General features: G+C 76.1%; 18 protein-coding genes. 14 read left to right on the top strand and 4 right to left on the bottom strand.

The window, feature by feature from the left end; genetic code table 11:
* The first annotated feature begins 14 nt into the window (after positions 1 to 14).
* Both SH587_RS17860 and SH587_RS17855 read left to right on the top strand, forming a co-directional pair.
* Positions 15 to 2,873, top strand: a complete 2,859-nt coding sequence (locus SH587_RS17860) for a helix-turn-helix transcriptional regulator (RefSeq protein ID WP_320672004.1) — start codon at positions 15 to 17, stop codon at positions 2,871 to 2,873.
* Positions 2,874 to 2,930: 57 nt separating this feature from the next.
* A complete protein-coding gene (locus SH587_RS17855) occupies positions 2,931 to 5,504 on the top strand; it encodes an NHL repeat-containing protein (protein ID WP_320672003.1) in 2,574 nt (857 codons plus the stop codon).
* 12 nt (positions 5,505 to 5,516) lie between these two features.
* Here the strand turns inward: SH587_RS17855 and SH587_RS17850 are convergent, their stop codons facing one another.
* Entirely contained in the window at positions 5,517 to 6,296 is a 780-nt protein-coding gene (locus SH587_RS17850; protein WP_320672002.1) for an MBL fold metallo-hydrolase, read from the bottom strand.
* Positions 6,297 to 6,458: 162 nt separating this feature from the next.
* On the opposite strand from SH587_RS17850, the gene SH587_RS17845 reads away from it, so the two are divergent.
* Positions 6,459 to 7,190, top strand: coding sequence for an adenylate/guanylate cyclase domain-containing protein (locus SH587_RS17845; RefSeq protein ID WP_320672001.1), 732 nt, complete (start codon positions 6,459 to 6,461; stop codon positions 7,188 to 7,190).
* On the opposite strand, the gene SH587_RS17840 is transcribed toward SH587_RS17845, so the two are convergent.
* Positions 7,187 to 7,849: a calcium-binding protein gene (locus SH587_RS17840; RefSeq protein WP_320672000.1), complete on the bottom strand. Its 663-nt coding sequence runs from the start codon at positions 7,847 to 7,849 to the stop codon at positions 7,187 to 7,189. The genes SH587_RS17845 and SH587_RS17840 overlap by 4 nt on opposite strands.
* A 177-nt stretch (positions 7,850 to 8,026) precedes the next feature.
* On the opposite strand from SH587_RS17840, the gene SH587_RS17835 reads away from it, so the two are divergent.
* Both SH587_RS17835 and SH587_RS17830 read left to right on the top strand, forming a co-directional pair.
* Complete coding sequence (locus tag SH587_RS17835; RefSeq protein WP_320671999.1) at positions 8,027 to 8,965, top strand: SDR family oxidoreductase; 939 nt, start codon at positions 8,027 to 8,029, stop codon at positions 8,963 to 8,965.
* An 11-nt stretch (positions 8,966 to 8,976) separates the two neighbouring features.
* Complete coding sequence (locus SH587_RS17830; RefSeq protein WP_320671998.1) at positions 8,977 to 9,525, top strand: hypothetical protein; 549 nt, start codon at positions 8,977 to 8,979, stop codon at positions 9,523 to 9,525.
* A 17-nt stretch (positions 9,526 to 9,542) separates the two neighbouring features.
* On the opposite strand, the gene SH587_RS17825 is transcribed toward SH587_RS17830, so the two are convergent.
* A complete protein-coding gene (locus tag SH587_RS17825) occupies positions 9,543 to 10,370 on the bottom strand; it encodes an SDR family NAD(P)-dependent oxidoreductase (protein ID WP_320671997.1) in 828 nt (275 codons plus the stop codon).
* Between the two features lie 469 nt (positions 10,371 to 10,839).
* Between SH587_RS17825 and SH587_RS17820 the strand changes: the two genes are divergently transcribed.
* From SH587_RS17820 to SH587_RS17800, 5 genes are all read left to right on the top strand, one after another.
* On the top strand, positions 10,840 to 12,501 hold the full coding sequence (locus SH587_RS17820) for an acyl-CoA dehydrogenase family protein (RefSeq protein WP_320671996.1): 1,662 nt from the start codon (positions 10,840 to 10,842) through the stop codon (positions 12,499 to 12,501).
* An 82-nt stretch (positions 12,502 to 12,583) separates the two neighbouring features.
* The gene (locus SH587_RS17815; protein ID WP_320671995.1) at positions 12,584 to 13,492 is read left to right on the top strand and encodes a crotonase/enoyl-CoA hydratase family protein; all 909 of its coding nucleotides are present in this window, start codon (positions 12,584 to 12,586) and stop codon (positions 13,490 to 13,492) included.
* Positions 13,493 to 13,495: 3 nt separating this feature from the next.
* Complete coding sequence (locus tag SH587_RS17810) at positions 13,496 to 14,128, top strand: TetR/AcrR family transcriptional regulator (RefSeq protein WP_320671994.1); 633 nt, start codon at positions 13,496 to 13,498, stop codon at positions 14,126 to 14,128.
* On the top strand, positions 14,125 to 14,898 hold the full coding sequence (locus SH587_RS17805) for a crotonase/enoyl-CoA hydratase family protein (RefSeq protein WP_320671993.1): 774 nt from the start codon (positions 14,125 to 14,127) through the stop codon (positions 14,896 to 14,898). Before SH587_RS17810 ends, SH587_RS17805 begins: the two co-directional genes overlap by 4 nt.
* 7 nt (positions 14,899 to 14,905) lie before the next feature.
* Entirely contained in the window at positions 14,906 to 15,646 is a 741-nt protein-coding gene (locus tag SH587_RS17800) for a matrixin family metalloprotease (RefSeq protein ID WP_320671992.1), read from the top strand.
* A gap of 8 nt (positions 15,647 to 15,654) precedes the next feature.
* On the opposite strand, the gene SH587_RS17795 is transcribed toward SH587_RS17800, so the two are convergent.
* On the bottom strand, positions 15,655 to 16,134 hold the full coding sequence (locus SH587_RS17795) for a DUF6174 domain-containing protein (RefSeq protein WP_320671991.1): 480 nt from the start codon (positions 16,132 to 16,134) through the stop codon (positions 15,655 to 15,657).
* A gap of 91 nt (positions 16,135 to 16,225) precedes the next feature.
* Between SH587_RS17795 and SH587_RS17790 the strand changes: the two genes are divergently transcribed.
* The 4 genes from SH587_RS17790 to SH587_RS17775 all read left to right on the top strand — a co-directional run bounded on the left by SH587_RS17790 (position 16,226) and on the right by SH587_RS17775 (position 20,365).
* On the top strand, positions 16,226 to 17,803 hold the full coding sequence (locus SH587_RS17790; protein ID WP_320671990.1) for an adenylate/guanylate cyclase domain-containing protein: 1,578 nt from the start codon (positions 16,226 to 16,228) through the stop codon (positions 17,801 to 17,803).
* A gap of 87 nt (positions 17,804 to 17,890) precedes the next feature.
* A complete protein-coding gene (locus SH587_RS17785) occupies positions 17,891 to 18,913 on the top strand; it encodes a TIGR03617 family F420-dependent LLM class oxidoreductase (protein WP_320671989.1) in 1,023 nt (340 codons plus the stop codon).
* 30 nt (positions 18,914 to 18,943) lie between these two features.
* Positions 18,944 to 19,552 (top strand): cadmium resistance transporter, encoded by a 609-nt coding sequence (locus tag SH587_RS17780; protein ID WP_320671988.1) that lies wholly within the window; start codon positions 18,944 to 18,946, stop codon positions 19,550 to 19,552.
* Positions 19,553 to 19,612: 60 nt separating this feature from the next.
* Complete coding sequence (locus SH587_RS17775; protein ID WP_320671987.1) at positions 19,613 to 20,365, top strand: FadR/GntR family transcriptional regulator; 753 nt, start codon at positions 19,613 to 19,615, stop codon at positions 20,363 to 20,365.
* Positions 20,366 to 20,384: the final 19 nt, after the last annotated feature.

The raw sequence follows: 20,384 nt of genomic DNA, 5'->3' as shown, positions 1-20,384 counted from the left end.
AGGATCGCCCGGCGATGGACCAGGGGGTGTCTCTCGGGTCGGAGAGCGGTGGCGCGACCGCCGCCTCCCGCCTGCTCGAACGCGACGACGAGCTCGGCCGGATCGGGCGGCTGCTCGACGCCGCCGTCGCCGGCGAGGGCGCGGTGGTGCTGGTCGAGGGCATGCCCGGGATCGGCAAGACCGCGCTGGTGCGGGCGGCCCGCGACGCCGCCCGCGAGCGCGGCCTCCAGACCGCGGCCGCGATCGGCAGCGAGCTGGAGCGGGGCTTCTCGTTCGGGCTCGTCCGCCAGGCGCTGGAGCCGCTGGTGGCGGCCGCCGACGAGCGCGCGGCGTTGCTCGACGGCGCCGCCGCCCTGGCCGGCCCGGTGCTCGGCGTCGGCGGGCCCGCCGAGCCGGCCGCGGCCGACCCCTCGTTCTCGATCCTCCACGGCCTGACCTGGCTCTGCGCGAACCTGGCCGCCCAGGCGCCGCTGCTGGTGACGATCGACGACGCTCACTGGGGCGACCGGCCGTCGCTGCGGTTCCTGGAGTTCCTGGCCCGGCGGCTGGAGGACCTGCCGCTGGTGCTGCTGCTGACCGCGCGCCCCGGCGAGGCGGCCGGCGAGCAGGACCTGCTCGACGCGCTGGCGGCCGGGCCGGCGGTCCGGATCCTGCGGCCGGGCGCGCTCGGCGACGAGGCCGTCGGCGAGCTGGTCGCGGCCGCGCTCGGCGCGCCCGATCCGGCCTTCGTCCGCGCCTGCCGGGCGGCGACCGGCGGCAACCCGTTCCTGCTGCGGGCGCTGCTGCGCGACCTCGCCGAGCACGGCGTCCGCCCGACCGCCGCGGCCGCCACCGAGGTCGGTGAGCTGGCCCCGGTGACCGTCGCCCGCGCGGTCCGCCGCCACATCCGCCGGCTCGGCCCGCAGGCCCAGGCCGTCGCCCGCGCGGTCGCGGTGCTCGGCGACCGCAGCAGCCTCCGCCACGCCGCGGCGCTCGCCGGGCTGTCCGCGGGCGAGGCTCGCCAGGCGGCCGACGCGCTGGCCGTCGCCGGGGTCCTGGAGCTGTCGCCGCCGCGGTTCGTCCACCCGATCGTCCGCGAGGCGGTCCACGACGATCTGCCGACCGCCGAGCGAGCGGCGTCGCACGCGCAAGCGGCGCGGCTGCTCGACGGCGAGGCCGCCGCCACCGCCGAGGTCGCCCTCCACCTGCTGCACAGCGACGGCGACGGCGACCCGTGGGTGGTCGAGCGGCTGCGGAGCGCGGCCCGCGACGCGCTCGCCGAGGGCGCTCCGGAGATCGCCGTCGAGCAGCTGCGGCGGGCGCTGCTGGAGCCGCCGGCGGCGGCCGACCGCGACGCCGTCGCGCTCGAGCTGGGGCTGGCCGAGGCGCGCGCCGGCGACCTGGCCGCGATCGAGCGGCTGGCCGAGGTCGCCGCGACCGCGGCCGACCGCGGGGTCGCCGTCGAGGCGGCGATCGCCCGCGCGCGGGTGCTGTTCCTGATCGGCCAGGCGCAGCCGGCGGCGGACGGCCTGCTGGCGATCCGCGAGGAGGCGGCGCGGGTCGGCGACGACGCCGCGCGGGCCGTCGACAGCGAGCTGGTCGACGCCGCCCGCCTCCACCAGGGACTGCGGCCGGTGCTGCTGGAGCACCTGCCGCGGCTCGACGCCGCGACGCCCGAGGGCGACCCGCGGCGGCCGGTGGTGGTGGCCAACCTGGCCTTCGACGCGGTCACCGGCGGCGAGCCGGCGCCGGCGATCGCCGCGGCGCTGCTGCCGCACGTGGCCGACGGCGGGCTGCTGCGCGCGACCGGTCCCGACGCGCCGATCCACTCGCTCGGCCTGGCCGCCTGCATCCTGCTGGAGCGGCCCGACGTCGCGCGGCCGGCGTTCGACGCGGCGCTGGCCGAGTCGCGCCTGCGCGGGTCGCTCTACGGGTACGCCTTCGCCACCCGCTACCGCTCGCTGCTGGAGCACCGCTTCGGCCGCGTCGACCAGGCGGCCGCCGACGCCCGGACCTCGCTCGAGCGCTCGGCCGAGCGCGGCTGGACGGCCGGCGCCCCGGCCGCGCTCGGGTTCCTGATCGACGCGCTGATCGAGCAGGGTGAGCTGGAGGAGGCCGTCGCCGCCAACGAGTCGTGGCGCGGGACGTCGCTCGAGGGCAGTCCCTTCCGGCCGCTCTACCTCGGCGCCCGCGGCCGGCTGCGGGTGGTGCTGGGGGAGACCGCCGCCGGGCTCACCGACCTGGAGCAGTGCGGGGAGCTGATGGAGGCGCTCGGCTGGCGGTCGCCGGCGGTGCTGCCGTGGCGCTCGCGGGCGGCGCTGGCGCGGCTGGCGCTCGGCGATCGCGACGGGGCCCGCGAGCTGGCCGACGAGGAGCTGCGGCTCGCCCGCCGCGCCGAGCTGCCGCGGGCGATCGGGGTCGCGCTGCGGGTCGCCGGACTGGTCCGAGGCGGCGACGAGGGCACGGCGCTGCTGCGCGAGGCGGTCGCCGTGCTGGCCCCGAGCCCGGCGCGGCTGGAGCACGCGCGGGCGCTGGTCGACCTGGGCGGGGCGGTGCTCGCCGCCGGCGACGCGCGCAGCGCCCGGGCACCGCTGCGCGAGGGCATGGACCTGGCCTACCGGGTCGGCGCGCGGCGGCTGGCCGACCGCGCCCGCCGGACGCTGCTCGACGCCGGTGCGCGGCCGCGGCGGGCGGTCCTCCACGGGGTCGACGCGCTGACGCCGAGCCAGCGGCGGGTGGCCGAGCTGGCCGCCCAGGGGCTCTCCAACCGCGAGATCGCCGAGACGCTGTTCGTGACCGCCAAGACGGTCGAGGTCCACCTCAGCCAGAGCTACCAGAAGCTCGGCATCCGCTCGCGCTCGCAGCTCGCCGACGCGCTCGACCCGGCGTCCTGAGCGATGGCCAGGGGCGAGCTGGCGCACGACGGCGGCCGAGGGGGCACCATCCGTCGCATGCGCGCGCGGATCGTCCGCCGATCAGGGTTGGGGGCCGGGTGGCGGCTGGCGCTGCTGGCCGTGGTCGGGCTGAGCGCCGCGGCCGCTCCCGCGGCGGCGGCCGACCCACCGCCGGCGCTGCAGCCGTCGGTGGTCGGCGAGGACCCGCACGGCCCCGCCGTCTTCCGCTTCCCCCAGGGCGTGGCGGTCGATCCGCAGAGCGGCGGCTTCTACGTCGGCGACCAGTACAGCGGGACGATCCAGGCCTTCGACGCCAACGGCAACCGGCGGTTCTCGTTCGGGGCCCTGGCGACCCGCGGCGAGCTCGGCCGGCTGGGCGTGATCGGCGGCGTCGCCGTCGACCGCAGCGGCCGCGTGTTCGTGCTCGACAGCGCCCACGACCGGGTCCAGATCTTCTCCGGCGCCGACGGCCGCTTCCTCGGCAGCTTCGGCGACAGCAGCGTCTTCTCGCTCAAGAACGGCGGCACCCGGCCGGACAGCGGGATCACCGTCAGCGGGATCGCGGTCGACCAGCGGGCGCCGGGCCGGACGGTCGTCGTCTACGTGGCCGACAGCGGCCGCGACCGGGTCGAGCGGTTCGCCCTCGACCCGAACACGCTGCGGCCGTACGGCCCGCCGAAGGTCACCAACCGCGGCACGGTGCGGCTGCAGTGGCCGCAGGGGCTGGCCGTCGACCCGTCCGGCAAGCGGCTCTACGTGGCCGACAACCAGCAGCACCGGATCGTCGTCCTGCAGGCGCGGACGCTGCGCAAGGTCGGCGCGTTCGGCGCCTTCGGCCGCGGGCTCGGGCAGTTCCGGGCGCCCTACGACGTCGGCGTCGACGCCTCCGGCCAGGTCTACGTGGCCGACAACCTCAACGGCCGGGTCAACGTCTTCGACCAGCGCAGCTACGCCTACCTCGGGACCTTCGGCGGCAACGGCCACCGGATCGGCCGCTTCTCGATCGTCCGCGCCGTCGCCGCCAGCCCGACCGCCGCCGGGGTGCTGGTGGCCGACACCGCCAACAACCGGATCCAGCGGCTCGACCGCGACGGCGCGGTGACCGGGGCGTGGGGCATCGCCGGCCGCGGTCCCGGCTACCTGACGCGGCCGCGCGGCGTGACCTTCGGGCCCGGCGGCGGGATCGCGGTCGCCGACAGCTTCGACCACCGGATCGCGCTCTTCGCCGCCGACGGCACCTACGAGGCGCAGCTGGGCCGGATCAACCGCCTCAACGGCTTCGCCACGCCGGGCAGCAAGGAGGGGCAGTACCTGCTGCCGGGGGCGGTCGCCTTCGACGGCGCCGGCAACCTCTGGGTCGCCGACACCTACAACAGCCGGCTGGTCCGGATCGACCGCGCCGGCGCCGTCGCCTACACGTCGCCGCGCGGCCAGCTGTCGCGGCCGCGGGGGCTGGCCAGCGCCGCCGACGGCAGCGTCTACGTCGCCGACACCGGCCACGGCACGGTGCTGCGGATCGCGCCCGACGGCACCACCACGACGGTCCGCGGCGGCCTCGGTCGGCCGTCGGCGGTCGCCACCGGGCCCGGCGACGGGCTCTGGGCGACGACCGCCTCGTCGCTGCTCGATCTGCGGGCCGGGGTGCGGATCGCGCCGCCCGGCGGCGGCAGCTGGGACCACCCGACCGGCCTCGCCGTCGGGCCCGACGGCACGCTCTACGTCGCCGAGGCGCGGCCGAAGACCGCCGACGGCGCCCGGATCCTGCGCGGCGTCCCCGACGGCAACGGCGGCCGCGCCTGGGACGTGCTCGCGACCGAGGGCAGCGGCCCGGCGCAGGTGATCGACCCCGGCAACCTGGCCCTCAGCCCCGACGGCGGCACGCTGCTGGTGGCCGACGCCGGCAACGACCGGGTGCTGCGCTTCGACGCCCCCGACCGGCGGCCGCCGGCGATGCAGCCGCTGCGGGTGACGATCGGCGGCGGCGGACCGGCGCTCGGCGCGGTCGCCAGCGACCCTCCGGGGATCGACTGCGGGACCGACTGCGGCCAGCGCTACGGCCAGGGCCGGACGGTGACCCTGCGCGCGACCCCGTTCAGCGGCGCGATCTTCCGCGGCTGGGGCGGGGCCTGCGCCGCCGCCGGCAGCGCGCCCACCTGCACCGTCTCGATGGCCGCCGCCCAGCAGGCCCAGGCCGACTTCGTGCCGACCCCACCGCCGCCGGTCCGGATCCGCGGCGTCCGGATCGCCCCGGCCCGCTGGCACCTGACCCGCCGCAGCGGCCCCCGCAGTCGCCGCCCGGCGACCCGCGCCGCGCTGACGATCCGCGTCACCCAGCCGGCGACGGTCCGGCTGCGGGTGCTGCAGGCGCGGACCGGACGCCGCAGCGGTGGGCGCTGCGTCGCCGTCCGGCGGCCGGACGCGGTCCGCCGCAGCCAGCGCTGCACCCGCTACGCGACCCTGCCCGGCACCCGCCGGCTGCGGCTGCTGGCGGGCCGCACGACGCTCTCGATCACGCCGCGGTTCGGCCACCGGACGCTGCGACCGGGCGTCTACCGGCTGCAGCTGACCGCGATCGACCGGGCCGGCAACCGCGACGGGGAGCGCTCGGCGCGGATCCTGATCACGCGCTGAGCCCGCGGCCGTTCAGACGACGATCGTCAGGTCCTCGCGGGCCAGGTCGACCGTGCCCCCGAACGCCGCCCGCGCGCGGGCCAGGTTCTCCAGGTTCTCGTCGGGACGGGGGAGGAGGTGGGTCAGCAGCAGCCGGCGGGCGCCGGCGGCGGCGGCGATCTCGCCCGCCTCCTGGCCGGTCAGGTGGCCGTAGCGCTGCTGGCCGGGATCGGGATCGAGGTAGGTCGCCTCGAGCACCAGCAGGTCGGCGTCGCGGGCATGCTCGACCAGCGCGTCGGAGTAGGCCCCGTCGGCGCCGTAGACGATCGTGCGCCCGTCCTGCTCGATCCGCGGCGCGAAGCAGGGGACGGGATGGGCGGTGCGGGCGAAGCCGATCTCCGAGCCGGCGACGGTCAGCCGGTCCCCCTCGTCGTACTCGCGGAGGGCGAAGGCGCTGCTGAAGCGGTCGTCGCGCAGGCCGAGCGCGTCGACCAGCGCGGCCAGCGTCTGCGGCCCGTGCTCGCGCGGCAGGTAGAGCGGCGTCGGCGCGCTCGCCTCGCCGCCGCGGCGGTGGGCCAGCTCGCCGGCGGTGACGCTGGTCGACCACGGCACCAGGTCGAGCAGGTGGTCGGCGTGGGCGTGGGAGAGGACGATCGCCGCCAGCCGGTCGGCGAGCCCGCGGCGCCAGACCCGCTCGAGCGTGCCGGGACCGCAGTCGAGCAGGATCGTGCCCCCGGAGGCGTGCACCAGGTAGCCGGAGCAGGCGCCGCCGAGCGGCGCGCCGACGGTGTGGCCCAGGACCTCGAAGCGCATCGCCGGGACGCTAGTCGACCGCGGCCCGTGGCTCGTGAACGTCCTGCGGCGCCGGTCCGATCCGCCCTTCCGGGGGGTGTGGGCTCCGTCACGGAACCGCTACCGTGAAAGGTCGCCGCTCGTGCCCGTCCGTTCAGCCCACCGACCCGCTGCCGCCGCCCGATGAGGGTCGATCGCTGCTTCGCGTTCCTGGACCTCTGCGGGTTCAGCGGCTACACCGACGCCAACGGCGACGAGGAGGCGGTCGCCGTCCTGGCGCTGATGCGGTCGGTCGTGCGGCGGGCCGCCGAGCGGCGCGGCGTGCGGGTCACCAAGTGGCTCGGCGACGGGGTGATGCTCTCCTGCATCGACCAGGACGCGCTGACCGCGGCGACGCTGGAGATCCGCCACCACCTGGGCGGCGCCAGCCCGCTGGCCGTCCGCGGCGGTATCTGCCGCGGCCCGGTGATCATGTTCGAGGGCGACGACTACGTCGGAGCGGCGATCAACGTCGCGGCCCGGCTCTGCGACGTGGCGGCGGCCGGCCAGCTGCTGGTGGCCGCGGCCGAGCGCCAGTCGCTGCCGCAGTGGGCCAGCCTCGCGACGCTCGGGCCGGTGGCGATCGCCGGGGTCGCGCGGCCGGTGGTGGTCCAGGAGCTCGACCTGTGGACCGGCGACTCGGGGCGGACGGTGATCGACCCGGTCTGCGGGCTCTCGATCCCGGCCGAGGCCGCGATCGCCCCCCACGACGAGGACGATCCGGCCCTGCGCTGCTTCTGCTCGGCCGACTGCGCCGCCCACTTCGCGCGGGTCGACGACCACCACGGCCCGATCAGCGACATCCACCGGGTGCCGATCGACGGGCTGACGACCGGGGTCGTCGAGAGCCCGGTCGCCCGCCGCGGCACCCGCTAGCGCTTGCTGGTGTAGGTCACCTTCTCGCAGTTGCTCAGCTTGTACTTCGAGCGGTTGCGGTTGCGCTTCTTGGCGATGATCCGGACGGTGTCGCGACCGGGGCCGCAGTCGACGGTGCCGCGCCCGTAGTAGGCCGAGATGTAGTCGTTGCCCTCGCCACCGAGGATCGTGTTGGTGCCGTGGCTGGCGTAGATCCAGTCGTTGCCAGGACCGCCGTCGAGCAGGTCCTTCTGGCGGCCGTTGTTGGCCGGGCCGGGCACCGAGTCGCCCCAGATCACGTCGGGGCCCTCGCCGCCGCGGATCGTGTCGCTGCCGTGGCGGCCGAGCAGCCAGTCGGCCCAGCGGGTCGCCTCGACCTGCTCGCCGCGGTTGCTGTTCTGGACGACCTGCCAGAGGATCCCGGAGACCTTCGGCCAGCCCTTGTGGCTGACGGAGCCGCCGCCGCCCGGGGTCCAGTAGCCGGGCACGTGATCGCACTTGACGACCGAGCGCGAGACGTCCGGGCAGTGCGTGATCGCCTCGCGGCCCTGGTCGGTGGTCGGCTTCTTCGAGACCGACTCGGGCATCCCGCCCCAGGCGCCGGCCGACGGCGCGACCAGCAGCGACGCGGCGAGCGCCGCGGTGACGGCCAGCGGCAGGCGACGATGACGAACGAGCATGGTGTTCCTTCCCCTGGGAGCGTGGTGGTGGCCGGACCGCGCTCCGGTCGCCGGGCACCACCCGTACCCGAACCGGTCGTCGCGACACCCCCCGACCCCGCTGCCTACGGTAGCGCCCCGGGCGCCGGTCGGCAGCGGTTCGGGCGCGACGACCGGCGCGATCGCGATGATCGGACGATGACCGAGAGCGACGGTGGGCAACGGCGACCGCTCGCCGGGCGGGTGGCACTGGTCGCCGGCGCGACGCGCGGGGCGGGGCGGGGGACGGCGGTCGCGCTCGGCGAGGCGGGGGCGACCGTCTACTGCACGGGCCGCAGCACGGCCGGCCGCCGCTCCGAGTACGACCGGCCGGAGACGATCGAGGAGACTGCGGCGCTGGTCGACGCGGCGGGCGGGCGGGGGATCGCGGTCGTGGTCGACCACCTGGAGAGCGACGCGGTGGCGGAGCTGGTGGCGCGGATCGACCGCGAGCAGGGGCGGCTGGACGTGCTGGTCAACGACGTCTGGGGCGCCGAGAACCTCTTCGGCTGGAACGTCCCGCTGTGGGAGCACGACCTCGACGACGGCCTGCGGCTGCTGCGGCTGGCGATCGACACCCACCTGATCACCAGCCACCACGCGCTGCCGCTGCTGATCCGCCGGCCGGGCGGGCTGGTGGTCGAGATGACCGACGGCACCCGCGAGTACAACGGCGCGCACTACCGCAACAGCGCCTTCTACGACCTGGCGAAGACGGCGGTGCTGCGGCTGGCGTTCGCCCAGGCCCACGAGCTCGAGCCGCACGGCGCGACCGCGGTCGCGCTGACGCCGGGCTGGATGCGGTCGGAGATCATGCTCGACCACTACGGCGTCAGCGAGGCCAACTGGCGCGACGGGGCGCGGATCAACGAGCACTTCGCCGCGATCTCCGAGAGCCCGCGGTTCGTCGGCCGCGCCGTCGCCGCGCTCGCCGCCGACCCCGACCGGGCGCGCCGCAACGGCGGCTCGTTCTCCTCCGGAGGCCTGGCGCGGGAGTACGGCTTCACCGACGTCGACGGCTCGCAGCCGGACTGCTGGCGCTACATGGTCGAGGTCCAGGACCCGGGTCGGCCGGCCGACCCGACCGGCTACCGGTAGGGGCTGATCCGGTGCGACGGTCGCTCCTGATCCTGGTCGCGCTGGTGCTCGCCGGCTGCGGCGGCGGCGAGCGCAAGCCGTTCTCCTACGACGCCGAGTTCGCTGAGTCCGACTTCGTGGCGGGCTGCGTCGAGAGCGCCGGCAACGGCGACTTCTGCCGCGGCCTCTTCCGCTGCCTGAAGGACAACGTCCCGGCGCCGACGGTCGAGCGGCTGGTCGGGCGGGTCCGGCGCGGGGACGCACAGGCGCTGCTCGAGCCGAAGCTCGGCAAGGCCGGCGACCTCTGCGTGCTGCGGATCAACGCCCGCTATCCGGAGGTCGGCGGCGGCTACGCCAACCCGGCGCTGAAGCTCGCGATCACGACCGCCTGCCGGCAGAACGCGAGCGGGGTCCCGGACGTCGAGGCGGCCTGCGACCGCTACTTCGCCTGCCTCCGCGAGCGGATCCCGATCGCGGAGCTGCGGCGTTACCTGCTGCAGGCGGAGCTGGAACGGCTGGGGGCGCCGGAGCGGCGGACGCTGCGGCGGATCGAGGGCTGCGGCGCGGCGGCCGCGGGCTGACCGCCGCGCCGCGCCGCTCAGCGCCGGACGAGCGGCTCCAGCCGCTTGATCACGTCGAAGTAGCGGACCGGCGCCGCCCGCACGAGCAGCGAGAGCATCGTCGCGTCGGGGCCGATCAGGATCCGGTCGCGGCCACGCTCGACGCCGCGGTGAATCGTCTCCGCCGCCTTCTCGGGCGAGGTCCGCGCGACCTTGTTGAAGTCCTGGCGGAGCTTGCCGTGGTCGGTGCCGCCCTGGTCGTCGACGTGGAAGCGAGCGTTGTCGACGATGTGGGTGGCGATCCCGCCCGGGTGGACGGCGATCGCGCGCACGTCGGTGCCGCGCAGCTCGTGGCGCAGCGACTCGGTGAAGCCGCGGACGGCGGCCTTCGAGGCGCAGTAGGCGGCCTGCGTCGGCCAGCCGATCAGGCCGAAGACGCTGGAGACGTTGACCAGCGCGCCCGAGCCCTGCTGCTCGAGGATCGGCAGCCACGCCCGGACGCCGTGGACGACGCCCCAGAAGTTGACCTCCATCACCCATTCGTCGTCCTCGACCGCCGCGCCCGAGACCGCCTGCGAGACGGTCACGCCGGCGTTGTTGACGACCATCCCGATCGGCGCCGGCGCCCACTCCTTGACCGTCGCGGCGAAGGCCAGCTGGGCCTGGCGGTCGCGGACGTCGAGCTTGTGGTGCAGGACCGGCCCGCTGATCGAGGCCGCGGTCTCCTCCAGCCCCTCCTCGTCCCAGTCGACGAGGGCGACCGGCGAGCCGTGGGCGGCCATCCGCTGCGCGAGCGCGCGGCCGATCCCGGACCCGGCGCCGGTGATGACCGCGGTGCGGCCCGAGACGGTGATGGGTGACGACATGGCGCGGGAGCATACCTACTGATGCGTAGGTTGCCGAGCGGGCGGGCGGCGGCCGGAGGCGGGCGGGCGGCGGGCGGCGGGCGGGCCAAGCGTCGTTTGTCCGCCCGCCTCGGGGCGAGAACACGATCGGCCGTCGCGACGACGTCGAACTGCCGCCTCGGGCGGGGCGGGCGGCGAAATGGCGATTCGCCGGCGGGCGGCGGGCGGCGGGCGGCGGCCAACGGGCGGCGGCGGGCGGGCCAAGCGTCGTTTGCCCGCCCGCCTGGGGGCGAGATCGCGATCGGCCGTCGCGACGACGTCGAACCGCCGCTTCGCGGCGGGGCGGGCGGCGAGATGGCGATTCGTCGGGCGGCCGGGGCGGCGGCGGGCGATCGGGCTTGACCTGTGAACCCGGATTCACCAGACTGTGAATCGAGATTCACCCACGGGCCGTCGGCGGCCCGCGGGGCGGACCAGCGAGGAGCATCCGATGGCCACCACCGTCACCCCCGGCAGCAGCGCGCCGGCCACCACGATCGATCCGGCGTCGCGCGCGGTCCGCAACCAGGCGCCGCCGCTGCAGCCGATCAACCTCTTCGAGAGCGACCTGGCGCTGCGCGAGGCGCTGGAGCGCGAGGGCGGCGGCTGGGGCGTCGACCGCGCCCGCGAGGCCGGCGCCGTCGCCGGCAGCGTCGAGGCCCGCGCCCACGGCGAGCGGGCCGAGCGCAACGAGCCGATCCTCCGCACCCACGACCGCTACGGCAACCGGGTCGACGAGGTCGAGCTGGACCCCTCGTGGCACTGGCTGCTGCGGGGCGCGATCGAGCGCGGGATGGCCGGGCTGCCGTGGCGCGATCCGCAGCCGGGCGCGCACGTCGTCCGGGCCACGCTCTTCGGCCTCTGGGGCAACGCCAACGGCGGGGTCATGTGCCCGGTCTCGATGACCTACGCCGCGATCCCGGCGCTGCGCGACGGCGCCCCCGACCTGGCCGCCCGCTGGGAGGAGCGGCTGACCCGCCCCGACTACGACGGCGGCGCGCTGGCCGGGATGGCGATGACCGAGCGCCAGGGCGGCTCCGACGTCCGCGCCAACATCACCCACGCCGTCGCGCTCGGCGACGGCGACTACGCCCTCCACGGCCACAAGTGGTTCTGCTCCTACCCGCCCTGCGACGTCTTCCTGGTGCTGGCGAAGACCGAGACCGAGCCGGAGCGCCCCTCCTGCTTCCTCGTCGAGCGCGGCCCGGGGATGGAGTTCCAGCGATTGAAGGACAAGCTCGGGACCCGCTCGCTGCCCTCCTCGGAGGTCGAGTTCCGCGGCGCCCGCGGGCGGCTGGTGGGGGAGGAGGGCCGCGGCGTCCAGGCGATCATCCGGATGGTCAACCACACCCGGCTCGACTGCCTGATCGGATCGACGACCTCGCTCCGCCGCGGGACCGTCGAGGCGATCCACCACGCCCGCCACCGCGAGGCGTTCGGCGCGCGGCTGGTCGACCAGCCGGCGATGGCCAACGTGCTCGCCGACCTGGCCCTCGAGTCGGAGGCCGCGACCGCGACCGCGCTGCGGATCGCCCGCGCCTACGACGAGGACGACGGCGCCTTCCGCCGCTTCGCGACCGCGGTCGAGAAGTACTGGGTCTGCAAGCGCGCCGCGCCGCACGCCAACGAGGCGCTGGAGTGCCTGGGCGGCAACGGCTTCGTCGAGGAGTCGGGCCTGCCGCTGCTCTACCGCGACGCGCCGCTGATGTCGATCTGGGAGGGCTCGGGCAACGTCGCCGCGCTCGACGTCCTGCGGGCCCTGGGCAAGGAGCCCGAGGGGCTGCCGGCGTTCCTGGCCGAGTGCGAGCGGGCGAGCGGCGCCGACCGCCGCTTCGACGCCCACCTGGACGCCACCCGCGAGCGGGTCCAGGGCCTGTTCGCCGGCGACGGCGACCCGGCCGAGCGGCTGGCCGCGGCCCAGTTCCAGGCCCGGCGGATCGTCGAGGACCTGGGCGTGGCGCTGCAGGCCAGCCTGCTGCTGCGGCACTCGACCGCGGCCGTCGCCGACGCGTTCTGCGCCGCCCGGCTCGGCGGCGAGGCCGGCCGCGCCTACGGCACGCTGCCGCTCGGGGTCGACGCCCGCGCGATCATCGACCGGGCGCTGCCGGCATGAGCGCCCCCCACACCGGCCGAGCGCGCGCTCTTTGCGACCGCAGCGGTCACATGCGGCGCGCCGCCGGCGGAGGGGCGGCGGCATGAGCCCCGTCACCTACGCGGTCGCCGACCGGATCGCCCGGATCACGCTCAACCGGCCCGAGCGCGGCAACGCGATAGTCCCGCAGCTGATCGGCGAGCTGGTCCGCTGCGTCGAGCGCGCCGACCTCGACCCCGACGTCCACGTGATCCTGCTGTCGGGCAACGGCAAGGGGTTCTGCGGCGGCTACGACCTGCTGGCCAGCGCCGAGGGGATGGGCGAGGGCGTCTACGGCGACGAGTCGGTGCCGGAGAACTCGCCGATCCACCCGGCGACGATGGCCCTCAACCACCTGCCCAGCGAGACCTGGGACCCGATGGTCGACTACGCGATGATGTCGCGCAACGTCCGCGGGTTCATGTCGCTGTTCCACGCCGACAAGCCGGTGGTCTGCAAGGTCCACGGCTTCTGCGTCGCCGGCGGCACCGACATGGCGCTCTGCTCCGACCTGCTGGTGATCGCCGAGGACGCCAAGATCGGCTACCCGCCGGCCCGCGTCTGGGGCTCGCCGACGACCTCGCTGTGGGCGGCCCGGCTCGGCCCGCAGCGGGCCAAGCGGCTGCTCTTCACCGGTGACTCGCTGTCCGGCGCCGAGGCGCTGGAGTGGGGGCTGGCGATCGAGGCGCCGACCGCGGACCAACTCGACGAGCGGACCGAGATCCTGGTCGAGCGGATCGCGCGGGTGCCCGTCAACCAGCTGATGATGATGAAGCTGCTGATCAACCAGGAGCTGTTCAGCCAGGGCCTCCACACCACCCAGCTGCTGGGGACGGTCTTCGACGGCATCACCCGCCACACCAAGGAGGGCTACGGCTTCCAGCGACGGGCGATGGAGGCCGGCTTCCGGCAGGCGGTCCGTGAGCGCGACGAGCCGTTCGGCGACCACGGCCCGTCGACCTTCAAGGGCTGAGCGGTGGAGGCCGGACCGCTGCTCGCCGCCGCCGGCGGCACCCGCGCGCGGCTGCTGGAGGCGGCCCACGACGTGACCGCCGAGAGCGGCTACGGGGCCGCCTCGGTGACCGCGATCGCCGCCCGCGCCGGGGTCGCGACCGGCACGCTCTACCGCCACTTCCCCTCCAAGGGTCACCTCTTCGTCGACCTCTTCCGGCGGGTCTGCGGGGGCGAGATCGCGGCCATGCAGCAGGCCGCCGACCGCCCCGGCGCGACCGCCGGCGAGCGGATCGAGGAGGTGCTGGCGACCTTCGCCGCCCGCGCGCTGCAGAACCCGCGGCTGGCCTGGGCGCTGCTGGCCGAGCCGCTCGACCCGCTGGTCGAGGCCGAGCGGCTGGCCTACCGCCGCACCTACCGGACGCTGCTGGCCCAGCTGCTGCGGCAGGCGATCGACGGCGGCGAGATCCCCGACCAGGACGTCGAGTTCACCGCCGCCGCGGTCGTCGGCGGGGTCGGCGAGGCGCTGGTCGGCCCGCTCTCGCCGCTCTCCGGAGACGCGCCGCCGGTCGCCGACCTGCTGGCGTCGCTGCGCCGCTTCGTCCGCGGCGCGATCGGCGCGCCGCCCCGCCCCGAGTCCGACCAGGAGCACCGATGAGCAACGTCCGCAGCGAGCGCGCGGGAGCGGTCACGACCGTGATCCTGTCGCGTCCCGAGGTCCGCAACGCGGTCGACGGCGAGACGGCCGCGGCGCTGGCCGACGCCTTCCGCGCCTTCGACGCCGACGACGAGGCCGCGGTCGCGGTGCTCTGGGGCGAGGGCGGCAGCTTCTGCGCCGGCGCCGACCTGAAGGCGGTCGGCAGCGAGCGTGGCAACCGGATGACCGCCGACGGCGACGGCCCGATGGGCCCCAGCCGGATGCGGCTCTCCAAGCCCGTGATCGCCGCGATCGAGGGCCACGCCGTCGCCGGCGGGCTCGAGCTGGCGGTCTGGTGCGACCTGCGGGTGGCCGCCTCCGACGCCGTGCTGGGGGTCTTCTGCCGCCGCTGGGGCGTGCCGCTGATCGACGGCGGAACGGTCCGGCTGCCGCGGCTGATCGGCACCAGCCGGGCGATGGACCTGGTCCTCACCGGCCGCCCGGTCGACGCCGCCGAGGCGCAGGCGATCGGGCTGGTGAACCGCGTCGTCGCGCCCGGCGAGGCGCGCGCCGCGGCCGAGGCGCTGGCCGCCGAGCTGGCCCGTCTGCCGCAGGTCTGCCTGCGCCAGGACCGGCTCTCGCTGCTGGAGCAGGAGGCGCTCGACGAGCCGCAGGCGCTGGTCAACGAGTTCGCCCACGGGCTGACCTCGCTGGCCGGCGGGGCGCTCGACGGGGCGGCCCGCTTCGCCGCCGGCGCCGGGCGCCACGGGTCGTTCGACGACCTGGGATGATCGCGCGGTGGCCCGTGCGATCCCCGTCGTCGTCCTGCTGACCACGGCGATCGCGCTGCCGGCCACCGCGGCCCACGCGGCCCCGCTGGCGGCCGGCCACTGGGACCACACGCAGCTGACCTACGCGGTCGCGCCGGCACTGGCCAACCAGGAGCCGGAGATCCGCCGGGCGCTGAAGGCGATCTCCGCCGTCTCGGCCCTCCGCTTCAGCCGCGTGCCGCAGCTGGAGCGGGCCGACATCGTGCTCTCGGCCTGGAACCCGCGGCCGCTCGACGCGCTGCCGAGCGGCGTCGGCGGCCAGACCGACGTCGTCACCGTCGGCACGACCGAGGACGCGCGCGAGCGGACGATCCACAAGGCCGCGGTCAACCTCTTCGCGCTCCGCAGCCGCCAGACGGTGCGCCGCTTCCGGCCGCTGGTCGAGCGAACGATCGTCCACGAGCTGCTGCACGCCGTCGGGCTGCTGCACCGGTCGCGCACCGGCGCCTGCTCGACGATGGCCGCCGTCTCGACCGAGGTCGCGCCGACCAGCTGCGCCGAGCCGCCCCGCGGCCGCTGGCGCTGCCGGCTGGTCGAGCCGGCCGACCGCGACGCGCTGCGGACGCTCTACGGCGGCCCGCGGCGGTCGGTCGCCCGTCGCATCCACTGCCCGACGCCGGCGCGGTTCCTGGCCCCGACCGGCTCCCGCACCCGGCCGCCGGCGCGGCTGGAGCCGTACCCGCTGCCGCTGCCGCCGATCGCCCGCTGAGCCTGAGCTCAGCGCCCGCGCAGCCGCCGGAAGCGGTCGACGCCGACGCCGCGCTCCTCGTCGACGATCGCCCGCGAGCGGTCGACGAAGAAGTCGCGCGGGACCCCGTGGGCGCCGTAGCGGACGTCGAGCTGCGAGACCTTCGCGTCGATCGCCTCCTGCAGCCGCGCGAACAGCCGCGGAACGGTGGCGAACGGCCGCAGGTGCTCGACGACCCGGCCGACCGGCTTGCCGCGGCGGACGGTGATCGTACGCGCGCTGGTGTACTGCGGCGGGCAGAAGCACTGCTGCCGGACCCGCATCCGGTAGTGGCGCACGCCGTAGGCCTTCCACTGGGCGCGGGCGGCGTCGAGCGCCCGCTGGGCGCTGCCGTCGGTGATCGACGGGTCGGGCTGGTCGGGCAGCGGGACGCCCTGGGCGGCGGCCGGTCCGGCGACGGCGAGCGCCGCCACGACGGCGGCCAGCGGCAGGGCGCGACGAGCGGACATCGGCCGATCCTCGCACCTCCGGGGACCCCCACGCGGCAGCTCCCCCGCGGCGGGGACGTGACGGGTCCCCACCGACGCGCGAGACTGAACCATGCTCGACCGCCTGGCGCGGCACTTCTACGAGCGGCTCGGGGTCCGCTACCGGCTGCTCTTCCTGGCCACCCAGGGCCCGGCCGCGATGGCCGTCGCCCTGGCCACGGTCGCCCTGATCGGCTCGTACTACACGCCGCCGCTCGACGAGCTGGCGCTGGTGGCGGCGATCGGCGTGCTCTTCACCGGGCTCGCGGTGCTGCTGGCCGCGCTCCGCTCGCAGGGCTACCTGGTGCAGGTGATCGCCTGGCGCCAGGAGCCCGATCCGTCGTCGGCCCAGACGATCGCCGCCTGGGACGCCGCGACCAACTTCCCGATGCGCGCGTTCCGCCGCAACGCGCTGACGATCAACGTGGTCGCGATCGTGCCGAGCACCGTGGCGGTGGTGGCGGTGCTCGGGCTGCCGTGGTGGGCGACGCCGGTGATCGCCGTCGCCTGCCTGGCGCCGGCCACCTACGCGACGATCCTCAACTACGCGATCGCCGAGATGCTGATGCGGCCGGCGATCGAGCAGATCGCCCGCGCGCTGCCGAACGACTTCCCGTTCGCGCGCCACGGGCTGCCGGTCCGCAAGCGGTTCCTGCTCTCGCTGCCGGCCCTGACCGGCGTCACCGGGATGGTGGTCGGGGCGCTGGTCACCGACCGCGGCGGGACCGGGGTGCTGGCGCTGACCGTCGCCACCTCGCTCGGGGTCGGGCTGGTGCTGTCGCTCGAGGTCGCGGCGCTGCTCTCGCGCGCGATCAGCGATCCGATCGGCCGCGTGCGGCTGGCGATGGCGCGGGTCCGCGGCGGCGACTACGCCTTCCGGCTGCCGCCCGAGAGCAGCGACGAGCTGGGCCAGCTCTTCCACGACTTCAACCAGATGGCGGCCGGGCTGGAGGAGCGCGAGCAGCTGCGGGAGGCGTTCGGCACCTACCTCGACAAGGACATCGTCCGCTTCATCCTCTCCGACCGCTACCCGCGGGAGGGGGTCGAGATCGACGTCTCGATCCTCTTCTGCGACGTCCGCGACTTCACCGCCTTCGCCGAGCGGTCGGCGGCGCCGGCGGTGGTCGCGGCGCTCAACGAGCTATTCGAGACGGTGGTCCCGATCGTCAGCCGTCACGGCGGCCACGTCGACAAGTTCCTCGGCGACGGGATGCTGGCCGTCTTCGGCGCGCCGGAGTTCTTCCCCGACCACGCCGACCGGGCGGTCGCGGCCGCCTGCGAGATCGTGCGGACCGTCAACGGGGCCGGCGGCGCGCTGCGGCTGGGCGCCGGGGTCAACTCGGGGCGGGTGGTGGCCGGATCGATCGGCGGGGCCGGGCGGCTGAACTTCAGCGTCATCGGCGACGCGGTCAACGTCGCGGCGCGGGTCGAGTCGGCGACCCGCCAGACCGGCGACGACGTGCTGGTGACCGCCGCCACCCGCGACGCGCTCCAGCGGCCGCTGCGGCTGACCTCGCGCGGGACGGTCGCGCTGAAGGGCAAGTCGCGGCCGGTCGAGGTGCTGACCCCGCTGCCGCCCGGCCCCGCCGGCGAGGGCCGGATCGCCGGCTCGGGGGCGCGCGAGCCGGACGGGCTGCCCGTCGAGTCCTGATCGATCCCCGCGCCGCGGCCCGACCTGCGAGGATCGTCCGCGAAGAAACAGACCACGTGGCTCGTGGAATCGGAGAGGGAGTCGAGGATGCAGGTGGATGCGGGCGGCTACGCCGCGACGGTCGATCAAGCGGGCGCCGCGGCGGTCGCGGCCGAGCGCGACGGCTTCGACGGCTGGTGGGCGGCCGAGACCCAGATCGACCCGTTCCTGGCGGCGACCGTCGCCGCCGAGCGGACCGAGCGGATCCAGATCGGGACCGGGATCGCGGTCGCCTTCGCCCGCAACCCGATGACGGTCGCGCTCCAGGCCAACGACGTCCAGGCGCTCTCGGGCGGGCGCTTCCTGCTCGGCCTCGGCTCGCAGATCAAGCCCCACATCACCAAGCGCTACTCGATGGAGTGGTCGCGCCCGGCGGCCCGGATGCGTGAGTTCGTGCTGGCCGTGCGGGCGATCTGGCGCGCCTGGGAGACGGGGGAGAAGCTCGACTTCCGCGGCGACTTCTACACCCACACCCTGATGGCCCCGTTCTTCGACCCGGGCCCCAACCCGCACGGCAACCCGCCGGTCTTCCTGGCCGCGGTCGGGCCGCTGATGACCGAGGCGGCGGGCGAGGTCGCCGACGGGATGCTCTGCCACGCCTTCTCGACCGAGCGTTACGTGTGCGAGGTGACCCTGCCGGCGATCGAGCGCGGCCGGGCGAAGGCGGGCAAGCCGCTGGAGGGCTTCCAGCTGACCGCCCCGGCCTTCGTCGTCGCCCGCGACAGCGACGAGGAGCTGGAGCAGGGGATCGCCTTCGTCCGCCAGCAGATCGCCTTCTACGGCTCGACCCCCGCCTACCGGCCGGTGCTCGAGCTGCACGGCTGGGGCGCGCTCCAGGACGACCTCAACGCCAAGACCCGCCGCGGCGAGTGGGACAGCATGGCCGAGCTGATCGACGACGAGGTGCTGCACGCCTTCGCCGTGATCGGATCGCCCGAGGAGGCGGTCGCCGAGCTGCGGCGCCGCTACGGCGACCTCACCACCCGGATCACGCTGAACGTGCCGGAGCAGCGCGACGAGGCCCGCTGGCAGCGGCTCTTCGACCAGCTGCGCAGCGGGGCGGCCGCCTGAGCGCGCGGGCCGCGCCCTAGGCTGCCGCGGGTGGACGACGCCCTCGGCCGGATCCTGACCGCCGGCGGCGTCTTCGCCGGCAGCAACGTCGACGACCTGGTCGTGCTGACGCTGCTGGTCGTCGCCGCCCGCGCCGGCGGCCGGCCGCTGACGCCGATCTGGCTCGGCCAGTACCTGGGGATCGGGACGCTGGTGGCGGTCGCCGGGCTGGCGGCGGCGGGGCTGACGATCGTCCCCGACCGCTGGGTCGGGCTGCTGGGGCTGGTGCCGCTGGCGCTCGGCGTGCGCGGGCTGTGGGCGGCGGCGCGGGCCCGCGCCGACGACCAGCCGCCGGCGCCGCTGGCCGCCAGCGGCGTGCTGGCGGTGGCCGGGGTGACGATCGCCAACGGGGCCGACAACCTCTCGCTCTACGCCCCGCTCTTCCGCTCGATCGGGCTCGGGCCGAGCCTGGTCACCGTCGCCGTCTTCGCCGTCCTGACCGCGGTCTGGTGCGCGGCCGGGGCCTGGCTCGGCGGCCACCGGCCGCTGGTGGCGGTGATCGCGCGCTGGAGCCACTGGCTGGTGCCCGCCGTGCTGGCCGTGGTCGGCGCGGTGATCGTGGTCGAGTCCGGGGTCCTGGGCCGGATCGCCGGCGGCTGACGGGCGGCTCGTTCGACACCCTGTCCGCCGGGGGTGCGGCGGGCACGGTAGCGTGGCCGGGTGGCCGAGAGCACCTCTGCCGTCCGCCCTCGCTCAGCGGTCTTCGAGCCGGTCGCCCACCACGGGCAGGCCGGCCTGGTGGCGCGCCGGATCGCCGACGCGATCGCCCTCGGCCTGCTCGCGGACGGCGAGCGGCTGCCGAGCGAGCAGCAGCTCTCCGGGGCGCTGGCCGTCTCGACCCCGACCCTCCGCGAGGCGCTGACGATCCTCCGCGAGCGCGAGCTGGTCCGGACCCAGCGCGGGCGCGGCGGCGGCAGCTTCGTGCGGGCACCGGCGGGGGTCGCGGTGGCGGTGCTGCGGGACCGGCTGCTGGGGACCGCGGTCGGCGACCTGCGCGACCTCTGCGACCACTACGCGGCGGTCGCCGGGATGGCGGCCAAGCTGGCCGGCGACCGCGCCGCCGACGACGACGTCGCCCAGGTCCACCGGGCGGTCGACGAGCTGGAGCAGGCCGCGAGCCTCGGCGACCGCTACCGGGCCGCCGCCCGCTGCCCGGTCGAGATCGCCGCCGCCGCCCAGTCGGCCCAGCTGACCCGCGCCGTCGTCGACCTCCAGACCGAGGTCGGCCCGCTGGTCGGCCTCACCTACCGCGACGACGACGCCCACGAGCGGGCGGTCGCCGGCCAGCGCGCGATCGCGACCGCGATCGCCGACGCCGACGGCGACGGTGCCCGCGAGGCGACCGAGGAGCACGTCGCCGACCTCTACCGCTACGCCCGCGAGCTCCACCGCGAGATGCGGTCCCGCCGATGAGCGCCCCGACGACCGAGGA

Origin of the sequence: Patulibacter defluvii (assembly GCF_034096925.1) — a bacterium.
In the GTDB taxonomy this organism is placed as follows: Bacteria; Actinomycetota; Thermoleophilia; order Solirubrobacterales; family Solirubrobacteraceae; genus Patulibacter; species Patulibacter defluvii.
The sequence above is the reverse complement of the archived record's forward strand: the minus strand, read 5'-3'. Positions and strand labels throughout refer to the sequence as shown.

Excerpts from the sequence above, each read along its gene's own strand:
- SH587_RS17790 (WP_320671990.1), top strand. The coding sequence starts at position 16,226 with ATGCTCGACCGCCTGGCGCGGCACTTCTACGAGCGGCTCGGGGTCCGC.
- SH587_RS17860 (WP_320672004.1), top strand. The coding sequence starts at position 15 with ATGGACCAGGGGGTGTCTCTCGGGTCGGAGAGCGGTGGCGCGACCGCC.
- SH587_RS17785 (WP_320671989.1), top strand. The coding sequence starts at position 17,891 with ATGCAGGTGGATGCGGGCGGCTACGCCGCGACGGTCGATCAAGCGGGC.
- SH587_RS17840 (WP_320672000.1), bottom strand. The coding sequence starts at position 7,849 with ATGCTCGTTCGTCATCGTCGCCTGCCGCTGGCCGTCACCGCGGCGCTC.
- SH587_RS17795 (WP_320671991.1), bottom strand. The coding sequence starts at position 16,134 with ATGTCCGCTCGTCGCGCCCTGCCGCTGGCCGCCGTCGTGGCGGCGCTC.
- SH587_RS17845 (WP_320672001.1), top strand. The coding sequence starts at position 6,459 with ATGAGGGTCGATCGCTGCTTCGCGTTCCTGGACCTCTGCGGGTTCAGC.
- SH587_RS17835 (WP_320671999.1), top strand. The coding sequence starts at position 8,027 with ATGACCGAGAGCGACGGTGGGCAACGGCGACCGCTCGCCGGGCGGGTG.
- SH587_RS17820 (WP_320671996.1), top strand. The coding sequence starts at position 10,840 with ATGGCCACCACCGTCACCCCCGGCAGCAGCGCGCCGGCCACCACGATC.
- SH587_RS17850 (WP_320672002.1), bottom strand. The coding sequence starts at position 6,296 with ATGCGCTTCGAGGTCCTGGGCCACACCGTCGGCGCGCCGCTCGGCGGC.
- SH587_RS17805 (WP_320671993.1), top strand. The coding sequence starts at position 14,125 with ATGAGCAACGTCCGCAGCGAGCGCGCGGGAGCGGTCACGACCGTGATC.
- SH587_RS17855 (WP_320672003.1), top strand. The coding sequence starts at position 2,931 with ATGCGCGCGCGGATCGTCCGCCGATCAGGGTTGGGGGCCGGGTGGCGG.
- SH587_RS17815 (WP_320671995.1), top strand. The coding sequence starts at position 12,584 with ATGAGCCCCGTCACCTACGCGGTCGCCGACCGGATCGCCCGGATCACG.
- SH587_RS17825 (WP_320671997.1), bottom strand. The coding sequence starts at position 10,370 with ATGTCGTCACCCATCACCGTCTCGGGCCGCACCGCGGTCATCACCGGC.